Source organism: Phyllobacterium sp. SYP-B3895 (assembly GCF_009647635.1).
Taxonomy (GTDB): Bacteria; Pseudomonadota; Alphaproteobacteria; order Rhizobiales; family Rhizobiaceae; genus Phyllobacterium; species Phyllobacterium pellucidum.
Map to the genome: position 1 here is coordinate 163,204 of NZ_WJIG01000003.1, position 18,251 is coordinate 181,454.

The 18,251-nt window shown below is 58.6% G+C and carries 19 protein-coding genes and 1 tRNA gene; 10 read left to right on the plus strand and 10 right to left on the minus strand.

Annotated features, from left to right (window positions below):
• Positions 1-41: 41 nt before the first annotated feature.
• Both GF108_RS13355 and GF108_RS13360 read right to left on the minus strand, forming a co-directional pair.
• A complete protein-coding gene (locus tag GF108_RS13355) occupies positions 42-2,615 on the minus strand; it encodes a DNA translocase FtsK (protein WP_153668392.1) in 2,574 nt (857 codons plus the stop codon).
• A gap of 160 nt (positions 2,616-2,775) precedes the next feature.
• Positions 2,776-3,399, minus strand: a complete 624-nt coding sequence (locus GF108_RS13360; protein ID WP_153668393.1) for a pyridoxamine 5'-phosphate oxidase family protein — start codon at positions 3,397-3,399, stop codon at positions 2,776-2,778.
• Positions 3,400-3,503: 104 nt separating this feature from the next.
• Between GF108_RS13360 and GF108_RS13365 the strand changes: the two genes are divergently transcribed.
• Both GF108_RS13365 and GF108_RS13370 read left to right on the plus strand, forming a co-directional pair.
• Positions 3,504-4,415, plus strand: a complete 912-nt coding sequence (locus GF108_RS13365) for a LysR family transcriptional regulator (protein ID WP_153668394.1) — start codon at positions 3,504-3,506, stop codon at positions 4,413-4,415.
• A 55-nt stretch (positions 4,416-4,470) separates the two neighbouring features.
• Positions 4,471-5,049: an alpha/beta fold hydrolase gene (locus GF108_RS13370; protein ID WP_153668395.1), complete on the plus strand. Its 579-nt coding sequence runs from the start codon at positions 4,471-4,473 to the stop codon at positions 5,047-5,049.
• Here GF108_RS13370 and GF108_RS13375 read toward each other — a convergent pair.
• Entirely contained in the window at positions 5,046-5,675 is a 630-nt protein-coding gene (locus GF108_RS13375) for a LysE family translocator (RefSeq protein ID WP_153668396.1), read from the minus strand. The genes GF108_RS13370 and GF108_RS13375 overlap by 4 nt on opposite strands.
• 166 nt (positions 5,676-5,841) lie before the next feature.
• Here GF108_RS13375 and GF108_RS13380 point away from each other — a divergent pair, with 166 nt between their 5' ends.
• Positions 5,842-6,117 carry a hypothetical protein gene (locus tag GF108_RS13380; protein WP_153668397.1) on the plus strand — a complete coding sequence of 92 codons (276 nt, stop codon included), beginning with the start codon at positions 5,842-5,844 and terminating at the stop codon, positions 6,115-6,117.
• A gap of 190 nt (positions 6,118-6,307) precedes the next feature.
• Complete coding sequence (locus GF108_RS13385) at positions 6,308-6,637, plus strand: DUF1294 domain-containing protein (RefSeq protein ID WP_153668398.1); 330 nt, start codon at positions 6,308-6,310, stop codon at positions 6,635-6,637.
• Positions 6,638-6,780: 143 nt separating this feature from the next.
• Here GF108_RS13385 and GF108_RS13390 read toward each other — a convergent pair.
• A tRNA-Met gene (locus GF108_RS13390) sits at positions 6,781-6,857 on the minus strand.
• A gap of 565 nt (positions 6,858-7,422) precedes the next feature.
• Between GF108_RS13390 and GF108_RS13395 the strand changes: the two genes are divergently transcribed.
• Positions 7,423-8,406 (plus strand): Gfo/Idh/MocA family protein, encoded by a 984-nt coding sequence (locus tag GF108_RS13395; protein WP_027233509.1) that lies wholly within the window; start codon positions 7,423-7,425, stop codon positions 8,404-8,406.
• A 154-nt stretch (positions 8,407-8,560) separates the two neighbouring features.
• Entirely contained in the window at positions 8,561-9,682 is a 1,122-nt protein-coding gene (locus GF108_RS13400; RefSeq protein WP_153669428.1) for a DegT/DnrJ/EryC1/StrS aminotransferase family protein, read from the plus strand.
• Positions 9,683-9,752: 70 nt separating this feature from the next.
• On the opposite strand, the gene mnmA is transcribed toward GF108_RS13400, so the two are convergent.
• Entirely contained in the window at positions 9,753-10,943 is a 1,191-nt protein-coding gene (gene mnmA / locus GF108_RS13405; protein WP_172982640.1) for a tRNA 2-thiouridine(34) synthase MnmA, read from the minus strand.
• 301 nt (positions 10,944-11,244) lie between these two features.
• Here mnmA and GF108_RS13410 point away from each other — a divergent pair, with 301 nt between their 5' ends.
• Positions 11,245-11,520, plus strand: coding sequence for a DUF1153 domain-containing protein (locus GF108_RS13410; protein WP_081816000.1), 276 nt, complete (start codon positions 11,245-11,247; stop codon positions 11,518-11,520).
• A gap of 70 nt (positions 11,521-11,590) precedes the next feature.
• Here the strand turns inward: GF108_RS13410 and GF108_RS13415 are convergent, their stop codons facing one another.
• The gene (locus GF108_RS13415; protein WP_153668399.1) at positions 11,591-12,052 is read right to left on the minus strand and encodes a paraquat-inducible protein A; all 462 of its coding nucleotides are present in this window, start codon (positions 12,050-12,052) and stop codon (positions 11,591-11,593) included.
• A 285-nt stretch (positions 12,053-12,337) separates the two neighbouring features.
• On the opposite strand from GF108_RS13415, the gene GF108_RS13420 reads away from it, so the two are divergent.
• Complete coding sequence (locus GF108_RS13420) at positions 12,338-14,449, plus strand: carboxy terminal-processing peptidase (RefSeq protein WP_153668400.1); 2,112 nt, start codon at positions 12,338-12,340, stop codon at positions 14,447-14,449.
• Between the two features lie 63 nt (positions 14,450-14,512).
• Entirely contained in the window at positions 14,513-14,809 is a 297-nt protein-coding gene (locus GF108_RS13425) for a GNAT family N-acetyltransferase (protein ID WP_081815999.1), read from the plus strand.
• Positions 14,810-14,821: 12 nt separating this feature from the next.
• Here GF108_RS13425 and GF108_RS13430 read toward each other — a convergent pair whose 3' ends face one another.
• Positions 14,822-15,205: a hypothetical protein gene (locus tag GF108_RS13430; RefSeq protein ID WP_027233502.1), complete on the minus strand. Its 384-nt coding sequence runs from the start codon at positions 15,203-15,205 to the stop codon at positions 14,822-14,824.
• Between the two features lie 476 nt (positions 15,206-15,681).
• Here GF108_RS13430 and ctrA point away from each other — a divergent pair, with 476 nt between their 5' ends.
• Positions 15,682-16,383, plus strand: a complete 702-nt coding sequence (ctrA, locus tag GF108_RS13435; RefSeq protein WP_027233501.1) for a response regulator transcription factor CtrA — start codon at positions 15,682-15,684, stop codon at positions 16,381-16,383.
• Positions 16,384-16,442: 59 nt separating this feature from the next.
• Here ctrA and GF108_RS13440 read toward each other — a convergent pair whose 3' ends face one another.
• The 3 genes from GF108_RS13440 to chpT all read right to left on the minus strand — a co-directional run bounded on the left by GF108_RS13440 (position 16,443) and on the right by chpT (position 18,148).
• Positions 16,443-17,036 (minus strand): YdeI family protein, encoded by a 594-nt coding sequence (locus GF108_RS13440; RefSeq protein ID WP_153668401.1) that lies wholly within the window; start codon positions 17,034-17,036, stop codon positions 16,443-16,445.
• Positions 17,036-17,392, minus strand: coding sequence for a two-component system response regulator (locus GF108_RS13445; RefSeq protein ID WP_228017854.1), 357 nt, complete (start codon positions 17,390-17,392; stop codon positions 17,036-17,038). Before GF108_RS13445 ends, GF108_RS13440 begins: the two co-directional genes overlap by 1 nt.
• Before the next feature lie 126 nt (positions 17,393-17,518).
• Positions 17,519-18,148 carry a histidine phosphotransferase ChpT gene (chpT, locus tag GF108_RS13450; protein ID WP_027233498.1) on the minus strand — a complete coding sequence of 210 codons (630 nt, stop codon included), beginning with the start codon at positions 18,146-18,148 and terminating at the stop codon, positions 17,519-17,521.
• Positions 18,149-18,251 lie beyond the last annotated feature (103 nt).

Genomic DNA, 18,251 nt, shown 5'->3' on the forward strand with positions numbered 1-18,251 from the left:
GCGCTTCACCGGCGCGGGCCTTTTTGCGTTCAAGTGGGTCGTTAGTCCACATCGTCCATCGAGGCGCTTTCCCTGCGGCCATGCAGGATTTCACGCTTGCCGACATGGTTGGCTGGCCCGACCAGACCTTCCTTTTCCATCCGCTCGACCAATGATGCCGCGCGGTTGTAGCCGATGCCGAGGCGGCGCTGGATATAGGAGGTAGAACACTTCTTGTCGCGCAGCATCACCTTGACCGCCTGGTCGTAGAGTTCGTTGCCATCCTCGGCCGCCATGGCGCTCTTGTCGAACACGGCGCTGTCCTCGGCTTCCGGCTCTTCTTCTTCGCTCTCGTCCGCCGTCACGGTGTCGAGATAATCGGGCTGGCCCTGCGCCTTCAGATGAGCGACGATCTTCTCGACTTCCTCGTCGGAAACGAAGGGACCATGGACGCGGGAGATACGCCCGCCGCCGATCATGTGCAGCATATCGCCCTGGCCGAGTAGTTGTTCGGCGCCCTGTTCGCCAAGGATGGTGCGACTGTCGATCTTGGAGGTAACCTGGAAGGAGATGCGGGTTGGGAAATTCGCCTTGATGGTGCCGGTGATGACGTCCACGGAGGGGCGCTGCGTCGCCATGATCAGATGGATGCCCGCGGCGCGCGCCATCTGCGCCAGGCGCTGGATGGCGCCTTCGATCTCCTTGCCGGCGACCATCATCAGGTCGGCCATTTCATCGACGATGATGACGATGAACGGCATCGGCTTCAGATCGATGGCCTCCTGTTCGTAGATCGGCTCGCCGGTGCCCTTGTCGAAGCCGGTCTGCACAGTGCATGTGACCGTTTCGCCCTTTTCGGCGGCTCCGGTTACGCGCGCATTGAACCCGTCGATGTTGCGCACGCCGAGCTTCGACATTTTGCGGTAGCGATCTTCCATCTCGCGCACCGCCCACTTCAGCGCCATGACCGCCTTTTTCGGGTCGGTGACGACGGGAGTGAGAAGGTGGGGAATGCCGTCATAAATCGATAGTTCAAGCATCTTCGGATCGACCATGATCAGCCGGCACTCGTCTGGCGTCAGCCGGTAGAGGAGCGAGAGGATCATGGTGTTGATGGCAACGGATTTGCCGGAGCCTGTCGTGCCGGCAACCAGGAGATGCGGCATCTTGGCGAGTTCGGCAATCACCGGCTCGCCGCCAATGGTCTTGCCGAGGCAAAGAGCGAGCTTGAACTTGGTCTTGTCGAAATTCTCCGAGGCAACCATTTCGCGCAGATAAACCGTCTCGCGCGTCGCATTGGGCAATTCGATGCCGATCACGTTGCGGCCCGGGACGACCGCGACGCGGGCCGAGAGCGCCGACATCGAACGCGCAATGTCGTCGGCAAGGTTGATGACGCGGGACGATTTTACGCCGGGGGCGGGTTCGAATTCATAGAGCGTCACGACCGGCCCCGGCCGAACGTGGATGATCTCGCCGCGCACGCCGAAATCCTCAAGCACGCTCTCGAGGAGGCCGGCATTCTGCTCCAGCGTCTCCTGCGAGATCGTAACCGCATCCTGCGTCACCGCCTCCTGGAGCAGCGTCACCGGCGGCTTCTCATATCCGCCCGAATGCGTGGCCGCAATTGCACGGTCCGCAGCCGGTGCAAGCGCGAACGGGCGCGGGGCGAGCGGCTGTGCGGAGCGTACGATGTCGCGACGCTTTGGCGTTTGGGTCGGTTCAGTGACGATCGGGGTCGGCTCGGCCTCGATCACGACCATGGGTTCGATGGTGTCCATAACGATCTCGGCCTCGATCACTTCCGCGACGATCGGTGCGGACGTTTCGATGAACCTTTCTTCAACCGGCTCGGAATCGAGTGGCGGAGCAAGAAGCCGAGGCTTCGGCGCTGCCTCCAGGGCACCTGCCGGCGTGCACTCGACGATGCGAAACCGGGCGGTTATTTCATCAAGGCTGAAGGCCGGCTTCGGGTTCGGCCGGGCCGGCGCGACACTTTTCGGCGCTGTATCAAGGGGAATATCCATCGAATCAAAGAAGGCAAAATCAGAGACATAGGCGAGGGGCGAGGCGCTTGCCGGCGGTAGCGACGATTGCTCCACGTCTGCGGCCCGAGTGGGCGCGGGTACCTTCTGTATACGTGCGGATGCCGGGCGTGGCGCTGCCGCGACGTTTGGCGGTTGCGGCACAGCGGGTGCTTGCGGCACAGCGATCGGAGTGGGCTTGGCCGTGGACGCGGCCGGCCGAGGCGCCGGCTTGATCTCCGGCAGCTTGCCCTTCAGGAGTTCGCTGTCGGGCGTGCGGGTAAACCGGACATTCTCGGACAGCGAAAACATGCGTTTGGAGATTGGCAGGGACGGGTCGTCAGCGTTCATCGGGTTTACCCTCTGCGGGCGTATGGCCGGGGACACCGGACGGGCCGGCGCCGCAGGCGTGATGCTGCGGCGCACGTCGAGAGGTTCATATTGGGCGGTCACACGGCGGGGCGGCTCAGCGGCGCGTAGCGGCGCCTGTGCCGGCGCGGGCGCAGCGACCGGTGCCTCATATGGAGGGATGCGATTCGGCACCCGCTCCAATTCGGTCTCGAACTCATATTCGTCTGTTTTAATTGGAAAATTTGTTCTTGGGATGCGCATGATGCCTGCAAACGGAATGGTGTGGTGTTACCCGATGGGCTCCCTATTTGAATAGAAAACCAAGGTTAACAACTCGCTACTTTTGCCGGTTGCAGACCGCCTATTTCACCTGCGTGGCAGCAGGGCAACAGCCTGCAAATCCCGCCGAAAATCGATTGGCTTACTGCGAGGATTGCGCTTTGCGCAGGCGTGCTACCTCGGCCTCAAGCTCCTTGATCCTTGTGTCACGCCCTGCGACGATTGCTTCGACCTCCGCAGCCTCGAACCGCAGCGGTATATGTTGCGGGCAGTTCGTATCCCAGGCAGCAACCTTGAAAATGATCACCTGTTCCGGGCGGGCCCGATAGTTCTCGGGCATGAATTTTGCGGTGAGTTCAGCGTCTTCGACGACCTCGGCCTCGCCCCAAAGCTTCACGCGCTGGCGCGTACGGTAGTCGATGAGAAAAAGATAGGCCTTTGAATTGTCGGCGAGGTTGCCTTGCGTGATGTACTGCCGATTGCCGGCAAAGTCGGCGAAGGCGATCGTATGGTCATCGACAACGTGCATGAACCCAGCCGGGCCGCCGCGATGCTGGATATAGGGTTGGCCTTCCGCATTCGCGGTGGCAAGGAAAACACTGGTCTGGCTCTCAATGAAGTCGACGAGATCGAGGGTAAAGCCTGTCCGCCACGAGCTACGCTCTTCCATGCTGGCATAACCGGCGCGCGAACCCTTGCGCGCCTGGATCGATTTTACCGTCGGCGTGAAGGCTACATCGCTTGAATAGGCAGGGGCGGACGACATGACTGTGACCTCGTGCGTTGAACGTGACGCATATATAGCTTCTTTCATCAAATCGCAGTAGAAAGGGAAATCGGGAGTTATCCTACCAAAATATGGAAGGCTTGATGGATCGTCTTGATGCAATGGCCGTGCTGCTGGCTGCCGTGGACGCGGGAAGTCTGTCTTCGGCCTCCCGAAGGCTAAACATGCCGCTTGCAACCGTAAGTCGAAAAGTGGCCGAACTCGAGGCTCACCTCGACACGCGTCTACTGATACGCTCGAGCCGCCAGTTCGAGCTCACCGACGTCGGGCGCGCCTATGTTGAGGCGAGCAGAACGATCCTGCAGCAGGTCGAAGAAGCGGAGCGGATAGCTGCCGGGGAGTTTGTAGCGCCAAAGGGCGACCTGACCGTCACCGCGCCCATCGTTTTCGGCCGTTCGCATGTGCTGCCGGTGGTAACAGAATTCCTCAAGGCCTATCCGCAGATTAATCTGCGGTTGAGCCTCAGCGATCGGCAGGTCAATCTGATCGAGGATCACATCGACCTTGCCATCCGCATCGGCAATCTGCCGGACAGCAATCTTGTGGCGACGAAGGTCGGGATGATCCGACGGGCCTCCTATGCAAGCCCCGCCTATCTATCAAGACGTGGCACGCCCGCACGCCCGGAAGAACTCGCGACCCATGACTGCATCACCTTCGAGGGATTCAACTCGCCCAGGATATGGACCTTCGTCGAGGGAAAGCGCGAGATCGATGTTCCTGTGCAATCGCGGCTCAGCGTGACGACCGCCGAAGCGGCGGCCGACGCGGCGGCGGCCGAACTTGGCATTACGCGATTGCTCTCCTACCAGGCGGAAGGCGCTGTCTCCGCGGGGAAACTTGTCCTCCTGCTTGAAGACTTTGAGCCCGCGCCATGGCCGGTAAGCGCGGTCTATGTCGCGCAAGGGCGGACCCCATTAAAACTCCGCGCATTCGTGGATTTTGCCGTGCCATTGCTACGGGAGAGAATGGCGGCATTGTCCCTTACCACCTGAGCCGCCCATGCGCCCGCGTCTTGTACCCGTCAGTGCAGTCGCATAAAATCGGAAAATGGCCACAGATGTCCTCTTCGTTCAAGGCGCCGGGGAAGGTACCCACGATAACTGGGACAACAAGCTTGCGGAGAGCCTGCGACAGGAACTCGGTGCCGCCTATCAGGTCCACTATCCGCGCATGCCCGATGAGGATGATCCGAAGTATGCCGCCTGGAAAGCCGCGCTGCTCAGCGCGTTCGATAGCCTGGACGACGGTGCAATACTTGTCGGCCACTCGGTCGGCGCCACAATCCTGCTGCATGTCCTCGCGGAGTCGGCCTTACCACGCGTGTTTGGCGGGCTGTTCCTGATCGCACCGCCTTTCATCGGCGAAGGCGGGTGGCCGGACGATGACATCGCGGCGTCTGACGACCTTGCGGATCGCCTTCCGCCCGGCATTCCCATCTATCTTTATCGCGGCACGGCGGACGATGTGGTGCCCGCCGCCCATGTAGACCTCTATATGAAAGCTCTGCCGCACGCGGTGATATGCACGCTCGAAGGGCGGGACCATCAGCTCAACAATAATATGCGCGAGATCGCGCGTGATATTCGGGCCGTGAGCAGACGGAGTGAAGAGCCGACAGGAGGCTAGCTGCGCTGCAAGGCGAGATGGGTGCCGAGACCGACGAGCAGGGCGCCGCCGGCCCGCTGCATGAGCCTGCGGGCGTGGCTTGAGCGCCGGAGCCGCGTGACAATTGCCCCAGCGAGAAAGACGCAGACGAGGTCGGCGGACGAAAACATCAGGTTGACGATTGTTCCGAGGATCAGGAACTGTACCCAGATCGGGAATGCCGCCGAAGCATCAATGAATTGCGGCAGGAACGCCATGAAGAAAATGGCGGTCTTGGGGTTGAGCACTTCGACGCTGATGCTCTCAAGAAACGCGCGGCGGCCGGACTTTGCCTCGATACCGGGCAGCGCGACATCCTCGACCTTGGCACGAAACAACGAGATGCCGAGCCAGACAAGATAGGCAGCGCCGGCAAGCTTCACCAGCATGTAGAGCATTGGCACGGCGTGAAAGAGCATCGACAGGCCCGCCGCGGCGGCAATGACATGGACATAGCAACCAAGATGAATGCCGAGGGATGCCATCAAGCCCGCACGGCGTCCGCGCGCGATCGTCTGGGCGGCGGCATAGAGCATGGCTGGCCCTGGAATATAGGCGAAGATTGCCGTCGTTATCAGGAACGCTATCAACAATTCGCTCGATGGCATTTCTATGCTCCGGTGCGGGAGGTTCGCCCTGACTGGGCCCAAGCATTCATTACTGGCAAGCGCTGCAAAAGTCATCTAGGAGGGACAAGAATGACGTTCGCCTTCAAGGCACAAATTGAGTTAAGTTGCGACGCTTTGCTTTGCGCTCACCTTGCTGAGGATAGTCATGATCAGACCAGTAACGGCTCTTCTTTCCTTGGTCTTAACCGTCGGTCTGCATTTCCCGGCTGCATTTGCCGAGGACGACAGCACATCGCAGCTTGCAACCATCAACAAGATCATACGAGGCGAGGGCAAGCCCGGCGAAACCGCGACAGCCAAGAACGGGGAAGTTGTCTACACGGTACTGGAAGGCGGCGTCGTTGAAATCAGGAACTTGCGCTACAACACGCTGCAACGCTTCAACACGATAAAGCAGGGTGATAACAACAGGTCAAAATAGCAGCATGGACTGGTTGGGTGGGTTTCCCGCTTCGCCGGAGGCTGGTCAATGATTCTGCCAGAAGAAATGGTAGTGAGGGTTCGTTTCGAATCCCGATACAAGGACGAATCTGAACAATCCTACTCATTGCAGGACGAGACCGTTAAGCACAGATGGTTATGCTGTCGTGCGGCAATGAGGGATTCGTCCGATGGAAGGCCAGACTTGGGTGACAGAGGGGGCTTACCCTTTTGTTTTTGCTTACATATTAATCGCCAACCTCGTATCTTTTGTCCTATTCGGCTGGGATAAGCATTGCGCCCGCCAGGCGGGCCGGCGCATCCCAGAACGTACGCTTCTTGCGTTTGCCTTACTGGGCGGCACGATAGGCGCGGTAGCGGGACAGCGAGCTTTTCGACACAAGACACAAAAGGAACCATTCCGAACACGGCTGGGGCGGATTGTCGTTCTTCATGCGGCAGGCTGCGGTGCGATCCTTGGGGCTATCCTATGGAATAGTATCGCCGAAGCACTGACTTAATCTGACTAACGCAAGGATTATCCGGTAGTTTCGGGCAACCTTTGAAAATGCAGGGAAATTATCTGCAACATAACTGCGACATGACGCTCCTACTTCAGGGTCGTGTACGTCCGCTATCGCCTTGAATTAACGAGATAAAGTTATGGTAGCGAAGGAGGGATTCGAACCCCCGACACAAGGATTATGATTCCTCTGCTCTAACCTACTGAGCTACTTCGCCCCATATGCCAAGCGTTCCGTCAATGGCCTGCCTATAAAGCTGTACCGGGGAACGCGCTGTCAATCGACAGGGACGGGCGGGGTATATGTGCGTAGAAACTGCCTGTCAAGTGGATGACTCGGCCAAGTTGCGAATGGCTCCCGTAAAGTACAAGGATGACCGAGACGGTGGGAAAATAAAGAAACGCGTCTTCACATTCGTTATAGCCGCCCAAGATAGCGGGGATGGCGACAACGCGACCTCTTCCTTGTCAGTGCATCAATAGGCGCCCCCCTCATCCACCAGCATTGCAGTCTTCCTTGTCCACCACTGCCGGCACCCTAATCCACAAGTGCCGTCACCCTGATTCACCGTAGCCGTCATTCTCGCGTTTCGACCCGAGGACCGGGCCTGTCCCGACGATCCACTCTCACTGCACCTGATGCGACTTGCCGTTGCACCGCGCCCGAATCTCAAGGAATTGTGCACCGGCTTTAAAACCCTCGACATGGAATTGCCGGGTTCGAGGTCTTGTCATCGTTTCTTGCTCCAGATATTGGATGCCGACATGAAGAAGGCTGAAAAGATGGCTCCACGGATTGCAGTGCTTGGTTGCGGCTATTGGGGCAGCAACCATATCCGTACCCTGAAGAGCCTCGGCGCCCTCTATGCCGTCTCGGACCAGAACAGCGATCGTGCCGCGGGCTTTGCCGCCGAGCAAGGCGTCCTGCATATTGCGGCGGACGAAATCTACACGCATCCGGACGTCGACGCGATCGTCATGGCGCTGCCGCCGCAGTTTCACGCGCAGGCTGCAATCAAGGCCGTTCGCAACGGCAAGGACGTGCTCGTCGAGAAGCCGATCGCGCTGACTGTGCCCGACGCCGAAGCTGCCGTGAAAGCTGCCCACGATAATGGCCGCATCTTCATGGTCGGCCATGTGCTGCGCTTTCATCCGGCTTTCGAAAAGCTGCTCGACCTGATCAAGGCCGGCCATCTCGGAAAGGTGCGATATATCCACTCGCACCGGCTTGGCCTTGGCAAGTTTCACACGGAGAACGATGCGCTCTGGGATCTGGCTCCGCATGATTTGTCGATGATCCTGGCGATTACTGGGACCGAGCCGATCGAAGTGCGCGGCGAGGGCGCCGCGGTGCTCGACCACCTCAGCGATTTTGCGCACCTGCACCTTCGCTTTCCCGATAATGTGCGCGGGCATCTCTTTGCTTCGCGCCTCAATCCCTATCGCGAGCGTCGCCTGACCGTCGTCGGCACCAAGGCCATGGCCGTCTTCGATGACATGGAGCAATGGGACAAGAAACTCGCGGTCTACAAGCACTCGATCTGGCAGGATAATGGTGCCTGGGCGTCGACCACGGAAGAGCCGACCTACGTCAAGATCGCGCAGGGCATGCCGCTGACGCGCGAACTGCAGAATTTCATTTCGTGCATCGAAACGCGTGAAGAACCGCGCACCGATGGCGAGGAAGCAATCCGCGTGCTGCGCATCCTGACAGCCGGCACCGTGGCGCATACCGAGCCCAAGCGCGATACACCAGCCTACGGTTGACGCGCGCAAAGATTGCACTCGGCATAAAGCGTTGTTACAAGGCCGCACAAACTTTGAATGGCGACGGCTGGCGGTCCATCGGCTGCCCATCTAAACAATCGCCTTGACTGTTGCTCGCGGCGATTGCGCGAGCATATTTGATATTGGAGCAATGATGCAGTTCATCGATCTCGGCGCACAGCGTGAACGGATTAGCGGCAAACTCGACGCGGCGATCGCCAAGGTCGTCCGCGAAGGCAAATACATCCTCGGGCCTGAAGTTGCCGAATTCGAAAAGCGTCTCGCCGAATATGTCGGCGTCGAGCATGTGATTGCCTGCGCCAACGGCACCGATGCGCTGCTCATGCCGCTGATGGCCAAGGGCATCGGCCGAGGCCACGCGGTTTTCGTCCCGAGTTTCACCTTCGCTGCAACCGCCGAAGTCGTGGCGCTTGCCGGGGCTGAGCCTGTATTCATCGATGTCGATCCCGAAACCTACAACATCAATGTCGAGCAGCTGCAGGCGGCAATTGCCGCCGTGCGCGCCGAAGGGCGTCTCGAGCCCAAGGCGATCATTCCGGTCGACCTTTTCGGTCTTGCCGCCGATTACACCTCGCTTTCCGCCATTGCCGCCAAGGAAGGCCTCTTCGTTATCGAAGACGCGGCGCAGTCGATGGGCGGCAAGCGTGACAATGCCATGTGCGGCGCGTTCGGCGATGTCGCGGCAACCAGCTTCTACCCGGCCAAGCCGCTCGGATGCTATGGCGATGGCGGAGCGATGTTCACCAATGACGCTTCGCTCGCCGAGATTTTGCGGTCCGTGCTGTTCCACGGTAAGGGCGAGACCCAGTATGACAATGTCCGTATCGGGCTCAATTCGCGCCTCGACACGATCCAGGCGGCGGTGCTCATCGAAAAGCTCGCCATTCTCGAGGACGAGATGGAAACGCGTCAGGTAGTGGCGAAGCGCTATGCCAATGGCCTGAAGGACGTGGTCAAGGTTGCGCACATGCCGGCCGGCTCACGCTCGGCCTGGGCACAGTATGCTATCGAGACGGACAAGCGCGATGCCTTGAAGGCGCATCTTCAGGCTAACGGCATTCCTTCGGTGATTTACTACGTGAAGCCGCTGCATCTGCAGAAGGCTTATGAGCACTATATGCGTGCGCCGGGCGGGCTACCTGTATCGGAGACCTTGCCGAAGAATATCCTCTGCCTGCCCATGCACCCCTACCTCAGCGAAGCCGATCAGGACCGTATTATCGGTACCATCCGCGGGATTTGCGAGAAGGACTGAGGGTTAAGGGCGCTGGTGGCGCCTCGGGCTATGTCCCGAGGACCATCTGGCATGAGACAAGCAAACCGCCTCACGCGGCGGCGTGGCCCTGCTGGGCGAGCCGCTTCAGCATGGCTTCGGCCTTTGGAGCGCGCTCGGAGCGGCCGATAAAGCCGCCGCCATAGACGCGGGCCGTATTGCTGTTGTCGGAATAGAGCACGCAGGCCTGGCCGGGAGCAATGCCGCTTTCGCCATCGACGAGTTCGACGAAGGTCTCGCCGTCGCGATGGTGCAGGAGTGCCGGGCGCGGCGGACGGGTGGAACGGACCTTGGCGTAGACTTCGACGCCACCCTCGGGAATTGCCGAAAGCTGGCCATCGCCGAGCCAGTTGATGTTGCGCAGAAAGACCTTGTGCGTTTCCAGCGCCTCGCGTGGGCCGACGACGACCCGCGCCTTCTTGGCATCGAGATGGATGACGTAGAGCGGATCGCCCGTCGCGACGCCAATGCCGCGGCGCTGGCCGATCGTATAGTGGACGATACCCTCGTGCCGGCCGAGCACGCGCCCGTCGATGTGAACGATATCGCCGGGGTTGGCGGCCTCAGGCTTCAGCTTCGAGATGATGTCGGAATACTTGCCCTGCGGCACGAAGCAGATGTCCTGGCTATCCTGCTTGTTGGCGACGGTGAGGCCGAGCTCCTCGGCGATGGCGCGGGTTTCGGTCTTGGTCATGCCGCCGAGCGGAAAGCGCAGATAGTCGATCTGTTCCTGCGTCGTCGCAAACAGGAAATAGCTCTGGTCCTTGTCGGTATCGACCGGCCGGTAGAGGGCACGGTGGGCGCCATTGGCGTGGCTGCGGATATAATGGCCGGTCGCCAGGGCATCGGCGCCGAGATCGCGCGCCGTCTGCAACAGGTCGGCGAACTTGACCGTCTGGTTGCAGGAAACGCAAGGGATTGGCGTTTCGCCGCTGACATAGCTTGCAGCGAACGGGTCGATCACAGCTTCGCGGAATCTCGCCTCGTAATCGAGCACGTAATGCGGGATACCAAGAAGCTCGGATACCCGGCGCGCGTCCTCGATGTCCTGGCCGGCGCAGCAGGAGCCTGCGCGATGGGTCGAGGCGCCATGATCGTAAAGCTGCAATGTCACGCCGACGACATCATAGCCTTCGCGTTTCAGGATGCCCGCGACGACAGAAGAATCCACGCCGCCAGACATGGCAACGACGATACGGGTGTCTTCCGGCTTTCCCGGCAGATCGAGGCTATTCAAGGTCATAAGCGGATCCGGTTATTGGCAGCGGCATAAAGGCGCAGCGCTATTGTCGGGCTCTATATAGGTGAATTGACCGGTTCTGCCAACAGGAAGTGCGCCAAGATAAGTCTTTCTCGTTCAAAGTTTTCTGAACAACGCCGATGAGTCCCCGGTGAAATATTTGCAGTTAGACAAAAGTTTAATGAAATCCCTACGCCTCCATTAACCGAGGTTACCAGACAATGACTCGGCGTTTAGGCAATTATTAAAGCCCTCTCTGTAATGTCTGCTGCGATAGGTCTTGAAGTTTAGTGTAGAGAGTACAATGACCGATCTTGTTCGACCGAGAGTAAAATATGTTATCGGCCCGGATGGCAGTCCACTGACCATCGCCGATCTTCCACCCGCGAATACGCGGCGTTGGGTCATTCGCCGCAAGGCTGAGGTGGTTGCCGCTGTGCGCGGTGGTCTTCTTAGTCTTGAGGAAGCATGCCAGCGCTACACTTTGACGGTGGAGGAGTTCCTGTCCTGGCAGTCCTCGATCTCCGATCATGGGCTGGCGGGCCTTAGAACAACCCGGATACAGCAATATCGTCATTAGATGATGGTGCAAGAAAGTTGGGAGAGGCTGGTCGCAAGACCAGCCTTTTTCCATTCGGCCGATGTCGCGATTAATCTACCTGCTTTTCCCTGGCAACGATAAGGTGGGCCGCGACCGCCGAAAGTATTGCCGAGGCGGTGAAGAACCAGAGGCCCGGCTGTGCGATCGCGGTAGCAAGCCCGCTGGTCTTGGCGCCGAAAATCACAAGGGCGACCAGAAGCACGTCGAGCATCGACCATTTCGACAATAGCCCGACCCAGCGATGAAGGGCGCGGGACGCGGCCGGTACCTGCGCCGCGGCCATCTGCGCGACGCCGAGCTTTGCGACCGGCAGGATAACCGAAAAGAGAAGGACGGTGAGCGCGAGGAACCAGTCGCCGCTACGCCACAGGGAGCCGATGATATCGAGAAGCGACGGGCTTTCGTCGAAGAAATAGAGCTTGCTCACATTCATCAGCGGCATGGTCAGCCCTAATGCGAGGGTGAATGTCGCGACGAAAAGCAGGATCGGAATGATAAATCTTGTCGACATGCTGATATCCGACCGAGGCTGACAGCCCATGCATGAAGGAAATGCATGGCCACCGTCAAGGACGGCGAAGACAATTTGCGCCCACCGCAAGAGATTGGCCTTCGCGATGACAGGATCGGCTCAATTTAAACAAGATTTACACTAGACAGACTGGATCACATTCACTTGTTACCGATTGACGCTTCGCATGGTGGATCGCCATAGTAAGTTTAGATGCGGTCGGCAGTCCGCCGGCGGTGATATTTGATGGTTTAATCCACACAGAGCATTGGATCCGTGCACCTTATGCGTACCAGATTTGGCTTGTTGCTTGCTTTCCTGACGTTGGTTTCCTCTGCTCAGGCGTTGGAAACCGCCTCACCTCCGGTGCTCGCGCCTGAGGAGGATCAAGGCAAGGCTGCGCATTTGAGTGCGCAGGTATTGACCTATTATCACTACAAGAAAGTGCCGCTGGACGACGCTTTGTCGGCGAAAATCACCGATCGCTACATAGAATTGCTGGACCCGGACCGATCCTTTTTCCTTCAGTCCGATATCGACACGTTCATGGCCAGCAAGGACAAGCTGGACGATGCCATCTATGGCGAAGATCTCACCATCCCGTTTGGGATTTTCAACGTTTATGACCAGCGCTTCGTGGAGCGCATGAATTACGCGCGCGGACTTCTCAAGGATGGGTTCGATTTCAGCCAAAAAGAAGACTTCACGATCCGGCGGGACAAGGAGCCTTGGCCGAAAACCGAAGCGGAAAGCCAGGAAATATGGCGCAAGCGCGTCAAGAACGACTGGCTGCGCCTGAAATTGGCCGGTACGTCCGACGCAAAGATACGCGAGACGCTCGGCAAGCGTTATGAGAACTCGCAGGCTCGCGCCTATAAATACAAGAGCGACGATGTATTTCAGACGTTCATGACCGCCTATACCAATGCCGTCGAACCCCATACGGACTATTTTGGCGTTGCCGCCGCTTCGGAGTTCGACATTTCGATGAAGCTCTCGCTCGTCGGCATCGGCGCCGTTCTTCAGGAGCGCGATGAGTATACGACCATACGGGAACTGGTGGCCGGCGGACCTGCCCAACTGTCAGGCCAGCTTAATGCCGGCGACAGAATTGTCGGGGTGGCACAAGGCAAGGACGGTCCAATGGTGGACGTCGTCGGCACTCGATTGAACGAGGTTGTAAAGCTCATACGCGGAGAAAAGGATACGGTCGTACGGCTGGATATCATGCCATCCGACGCGGGCCCCGACGGCAAGCACCGGCTCATTACTCTGGTGCGCGATAACATCAGCCTGGAAAAACAGGCCGCCAAGAAAAGCATCAGGATTGTGAAGGATGGTGATCTCACGCGCAAAATTGGCGTGATCGATTTGCCTACATTCTATGACGACTTCGAAGGGCGGCGACGGGGTGACAAGAACTATCGCAGCGCAAGCCGCGATGTTGCCAAGCTGTTGGCGGAACTCGAAGACGAAAAGGTTGACGGCGTCGTTATCGACTTGCGCAACAATGGCGGGGGCTCCCTGCCTCAGGCGATCGAACTGACCGGCCTGTTTGTTGGCAAGGGACCCGTCCTGCAACAGCGCAATAGCGAGGGCGACATCAAGGTCGATGGCAATGATCGTGGCCAGGCGAAATGGACTGGGCCGCTTGCAGTCCTTATCAATCGCGGATCGGCCTCGGCTTCCGAGATTTTTGCCGCGGCAATACAGGACTATGGCCGAGGGCTCGTTATCGGCGAACCAAGCTTCGGCAAGGGCACCGTGCAAACTGTGGTCGATCTCGACGAGCAAGCGCGCAACCCAAAGCCGGAATTCGGCGAATTGAAGATGACGGTCGCGCAGTTCTTCCGCATTAATGACGGGACTACCCAGCTGCGCGGCGTGACGCCGGATATCATCCTGCCCGGTTTTTCGGACGAGGAGACGCTCGGGGAGTCGAGTTACGACAACGCGTTGCCATGGTTGCAGATCAAACCTGCCAGGTACAAGCCTCTCGGGGATATCAAGCCGATCCTGCCGGAACTTCAAAGCCGCCACGACGCGCGTGCCAAGGAGGACAGGGATTTCAAGAGACTTGTCGAAGACGTGAACGAGCTCAAGGACTTGCGTGACAAGCGGGTGATATCCCTCAATGAAACCGAAAGACGTGCGGAAAGGGATCGCCAGATTGGCCGCCTGAAGGCCCGTGAAGCAGCCGATGGCAAGGGCTCGGCGTCGACCACCGATCTTGTATTTCAGGAGGATGGTCTGCAGGCCGACGAGCGCAGCATGAGTGCGGATATTGCGAGCGAAAAAGCGCTGAAGGATGCAAAAGACGTGCTTCTCGACGAGACGGTGCACATTCTCAGCGATGCGTCCGACCTCGGCAAAGTCACGTCGGCGAAAAACAATTGATCAATGGCAGTTGATGGGCACCCGGCATCGGGTACCACATGCCGCAATAACGATGGTGTAGCAATGAGTGGTCAGATCAGTATCGAAAAGCAGGAAACGGGCAAGGGCGGACGCTATGTAGCCGTTGTATCCGGCCATGAAGCCGAGATGACCTTTTCGCGCGCAAGCCCCCATCTCATCATCATCGACCACACCGCGGTGCCTGACGCGCTTCGGGGGCAGGGCGTCGGCCAGGCGCTCGCCTTGAATGCGGTGGAAGATGCGCGAGCGGGTGGCTGGAAGATAATTCCGCTTTGCCCGTTCATGCGGGCGCAATCGCTGCGTCACAGCGAATGGTCGGACGTAATCCAGCAGCGATAGGGCGGCGGTCCGTCAGCCAATCATGGCGCGCTTGTCGGTCAGGGGGATCTCTTCCTCGCGCGGCTTGCCGTCACGCTGCTCAAGCGCCTCGGCCTTGGCAAGTTCGGCTTCCGATTCGGCAAGGGCGGCTTCCGCCTCGTCCTTTTGCGCCTTCAGGTCACGGATCGAGTCGAAAAGATTGTCGCGGCGCTGGCGCGCGGCCTTGGCGAAAGTGGGATAGGCAAAGTGCGTCGTGTCGGTGATGCCGGCCTTCTTTTCCTCTGAAAGAATCTGGGCGTCCAGTTCAGCGGCCATGCGTTCGAATTCGCCCATCATCAGATCGAGTTGACCGAGCTGGCGGCGCTTTTCCTTGACCTGAAAGAGTTTCAGCCGAACCAAACCCTCATGCGACTTCATGCTCACTACCCCCTCACACCATACTCTCAGGCCGGTACGCGTATGCCGCCAAATGCGAGGCGGCGGTCCATCCAGCCGGTATTCCACCCGAATCACCTCGGGAAAATGAAACAAAAACTTAAAGGCGGCCCCGTCTGGTAACCTTTCCTTTACGTTCAGCATTAATCATACGCCTTAAGACTTAAAGCTCCGTAAATCGAATCCTGAAGTTTCTAGGCAGAGATTTTATTGAGTCGAATGAATCGCTTAGCCTTTGAACCTGAAGCACCATCTGATGGTTTTTGGCAGGCGAGTTGACCTTATGAATCAATGCGGTGCCTGCGATCTCTAAATTAAGAGTCGAGGGCACTTGCAAAGCGGAATCAGATTTTGTTAACCATTCGGTGGCAATCTTAACGTTATGGAAACGGCTTGTTCGCGACCTGGCTTCGGGATTGCACGGCAACCCATTTCAGCGGCGGGAAAAGGGGAATGATATGCGGGTTCTTTTAATCGAAGACGATAGTGCAACGGCCCAGAGCATCGAACTGATGCTCAAGTCGGAAAGCTTCAATGTTTATACGACTGATCTGGGTGAGGAGGGTGTCGATCTCGGCAAGCTCTACGACTATGATATCATCCTTCTCGACCTGAACCTGCCGGACATGTCCGGCTACGAAGTGCTCCGGACGCTTCGCCTGTCCAAGGTGAAGACCCCGATCCTTATTCTCTCCGGCATGGCCGGCATCGAGGACAAGGTTCGCGGCCTCGGTTTCGGCGCCGACGACTATATGACGAAGCCCTTCCACAAGGATGAACTCGTCGCCCGCATCCATGCGATTGTTCGCCGCTCAAAGGGCCACGCCCAGTCGGTCATCACAACGGGCGATCTCATCGTCAATCTCGATGCCAAGACGGTGGAAGTTAGCGGACAGCGCGTGCACCTGACCGGCAAGGAATACCAGATGCTGGAGTTGCTCTCGCTGCGTAAGGGCACGACGCTGACCAAGGAAATGTTCCTCAACCACCTCTATGGTGGCATGGACGAGCCCGAACTCAAGATCATCGACGTGTTTATCTGCAAGCTGCGCAAGAAGCTCGACTCTGCTTCTGACGGTGTGAACTACATCGAAACCGTATGGGGCCGCGGCTATGTGCTGCGTGAGCCGGACTCGACCGAACTGCGTGAAATCGCCTGATAGCATTGCGCAAGAATTTCAAAGGGCTCCGTTAGCGCGGAGCCTTTTTGCTTTTGGGGTCAGCGTTTGCGTTTGAGCGGGTAGATGGTCTCACCCTTGGCGAGCATGGCGATATATTTCTCTATGTGCGCTGCCCTTGTTTTCTCCTGTTTCGCGCCATGAACGCGGTAGAGAATTGCAAACCGGTTGTGGCCATCAAGCTGGTTGAAGAACGTCAGCGCCGCCGGATGGGCATCAAGGGCCCGCTGCAAATCGTCAGGCACTGTCGCGGTGCTCTGCCGGGCATAGGCGGCATCCCAGCGCCCGTCGGCCTTGGCTTTTTCGACTTCGGCAAGGCCTGCCGGTTGCATCCGGCCCTGCGCCATCAGTTCGATCGCCTTGTCTCGATTCTTCTCTGACCACTTGCTGATGGCCCGACGCGGCGTGAAGCGGATAAGCCAGTGGTGCTCGTCGAGTTTGTCGAGCTGGCCGTCGATCCAGCCATGGCAGAGCCCACATTCGATCGCTTCCTCGCGAGATATGCCCTTGATCGGGGCATCCTTCTTCGCAAGCTTCAGCCAAACCCCCTTCGAAGTGATCGGTTCAGCGGCAAGAAAAGCGTCGAGATCCGATGCCGACGCAAAGAACCTCACAGGAAGATCGCTCTTCGGCATCAGCCCGCCACTGGAACCTGCGGCAGGATTTCGGCGATCGAAGCCCGGTTGAAAGGCTTGAGCAGGTAGCCGGCAGCACCAGCGCGCTTGGCGCGCATGATCTTGGCAAGGTCGATTTCGGGAAGGCAGAGGTAAATCTTGCTGTTGGCGCCGCCGGGAAGCGACTTTACCTGTGCGATGACATCGGCAGCCGGCATGTCGGCGATGGCGCTGTCGAGAATGATGATATCGGGCATCTCGACGCTGCAAGCCGCAACTGTCTGGAAGCCGGTGTCGGCCGTCGTGACGACGGTCGTTTCGCTCGCGATGAGTCGGCGGGCGACCTTCCGCACGACCGGCGAACCATCAATGATCATGCAACGCAGCAATACAATACCCCCGGCAGGCCAGAAACATACCTTTCCTGGTACAAAGACTAGCGGGCCTGGGTGAACAAATACCCAAGGTTGATGGTAAATATTAGTGCAACTTTTGCGCGGCGATCAGGCTGCCGCGAAGACGATCTCTTCCGGTGTCGCATGGATCGAGATGGTCATGCCGGCTTCCTGCGCAAGGAGCAGGGTGTAGTAGGGCTGCACCGCGTGGGCGTCTATCGGTTCTTCCGGTACCCTGCCGCTGTGAAGTTCGAGAAACTTCGGCGGTACGCGCAGCATTGGTCCCCGCGAGGTGAGGCTGAAACGCGGCTCGGTGTCCCCGCCCTCAAGCTTGACTGCGAGCGTGCCGCCACGGGGAAGAGCGGCATTGGCGATCAGGACGAGGTTGAGCAAGAGCTTCACCTTGTTCTTCGGCAAAAGGACGCGGGTGCCCTCCCAGGTGAACTGTGCTTTCTCGCCTTTCATATATTCGTTGGCGACGTTCTGCGCGTCGCCGGTATCGATCTGGACGCCAGCGGATCCTGCCGCGCCGAAGGCAATGCGAGCAAATTGCAGGCGGGCCGAGGCGCTGCGGGCGCTCGACTTGATGAGGTTCATCGCATCCTCGTCGGCGCCGCCCTCCTCGAGCAGTTCGAGGCCGTTGTTGATGGCGCCAACCGGCGAAATGATGTCATGGCAGATGCGGCTGCTCAGGAGCGCTCCGAGGTCCGTTGCCGAGAGAATTACGGGCAATGTCATGAGGGCTTCTCCTGGAGATGGTCGAGTGGGTTTTCGCGAATCACTGGCAAGCGAATCACTTCGAATTTCAGCGCTATTTGGATACATAGACGCGTCCGGATCG

What these genes read in the sequence shown, in the direction of transcription:
- mnmA (WP_172982640.1), bottom strand. Translation starts at nt 10,943, where the DNA reads ATGACCTTGAATAGCCTCGATCTGCCGGGAAAGCCGGAAGACACCCGT.
- GF108_RS13425 (WP_081815999.1), top strand. Translation starts at nt 14,513, where the DNA reads ATGAGTGGTCAGATCAGTATCGAAAAGCAGGAAACGGGCAAGGGCGGA.
- GF108_RS13410 (WP_081816000.1), top strand. Translation starts at nt 11,245, where the DNA reads ATGACCGATCTTGTTCGACCGAGAGTAAAATATGTTATCGGCCCGGAT.
- chpT (WP_027233498.1), bottom strand. Translation starts at nt 18,148, where the DNA reads ATGACATTGCCCGTAATTCTCTCGGCAACGGACCTCGGAGCGCTCCTG.
- GF108_RS13380 (WP_153668397.1), top strand. Translation starts at nt 5,842, where the DNA reads ATGATCAGACCAGTAACGGCTCTTCTTTCCTTGGTCTTAACCGTCGGT.
- GF108_RS13385 (WP_153668398.1), top strand. Translation starts at nt 6,308, where the DNA reads ATGGAAGGCCAGACTTGGGTGACAGAGGGGGCTTACCCTTTTGTTTTT.
- GF108_RS13445 (WP_228017854.1), bottom strand. Translation starts at nt 17,392, where the DNA reads ATGATCATTGATGGTTCGCCGGTCGTGCGGAAGGTCGCCCGCCGACTC.
- GF108_RS13420 (WP_153668400.1), top strand. Translation starts at nt 12,338, where the DNA reads ATGCGTACCAGATTTGGCTTGTTGCTTGCTTTCCTGACGTTGGTTTCC.
- GF108_RS13415 (WP_153668399.1), bottom strand. Translation starts at nt 12,052, where the DNA reads ATGTCGACAAGATTTATCATTCCGATCCTGCTTTTCGTCGCGACATTC.
- GF108_RS13370 (WP_153668395.1), top strand. Translation starts at nt 4,471, where the DNA reads ATGGCCACAGATGTCCTCTTCGTTCAAGGCGCCGGGGAAGGTACCCAC.
- GF108_RS13365 (WP_153668394.1), top strand. Translation starts at nt 3,504, where the DNA reads ATGGATCGTCTTGATGCAATGGCCGTGCTGCTGGCTGCCGTGGACGCG.
- GF108_RS13395 (WP_027233509.1), top strand. Translation starts at nt 7,423, where the DNA reads ATGGCTCCACGGATTGCAGTGCTTGGTTGCGGCTATTGGGGCAGCAAC.
- GF108_RS13355 (WP_153668392.1), bottom strand. Translation starts at nt 2,615, where the DNA reads ATGCGCATCCCAAGAACAAATTTTCCAATTAAAACAGACGAATATGAG.
- GF108_RS13375 (WP_153668396.1), bottom strand. Translation starts at nt 5,675, where the DNA reads ATGCCATCGAGCGAATTGTTGATAGCGTTCCTGATAACGACGGCAATC.
- GF108_RS13360 (WP_153668393.1), bottom strand. Translation starts at nt 3,399, where the DNA reads ATGTCGTCCGCCCCTGCCTATTCAAGCGATGTAGCCTTCACGCCGACG.
- GF108_RS13430 (WP_027233502.1), bottom strand. Translation starts at nt 15,205, where the DNA reads ATGAAGTCGCATGAGGGTTTGGTTCGGCTGAAACTCTTTCAGGTCAAG.
- ctrA (WP_027233501.1), top strand. Translation starts at nt 15,682, where the DNA reads ATGCGGGTTCTTTTAATCGAAGACGATAGTGCAACGGCCCAGAGCATC.
- GF108_RS13400 (WP_153669428.1), top strand. Translation starts at nt 8,561, where the DNA reads ATGCAGTTCATCGATCTCGGCGCACAGCGTGAACGGATTAGCGGCAAA.
- GF108_RS13440 (WP_153668401.1), bottom strand. Translation starts at nt 17,036, where the DNA reads ATGCCGAAGAGCGATCTTCCTGTGAGGTTCTTTGCGTCGGCATCGGAT.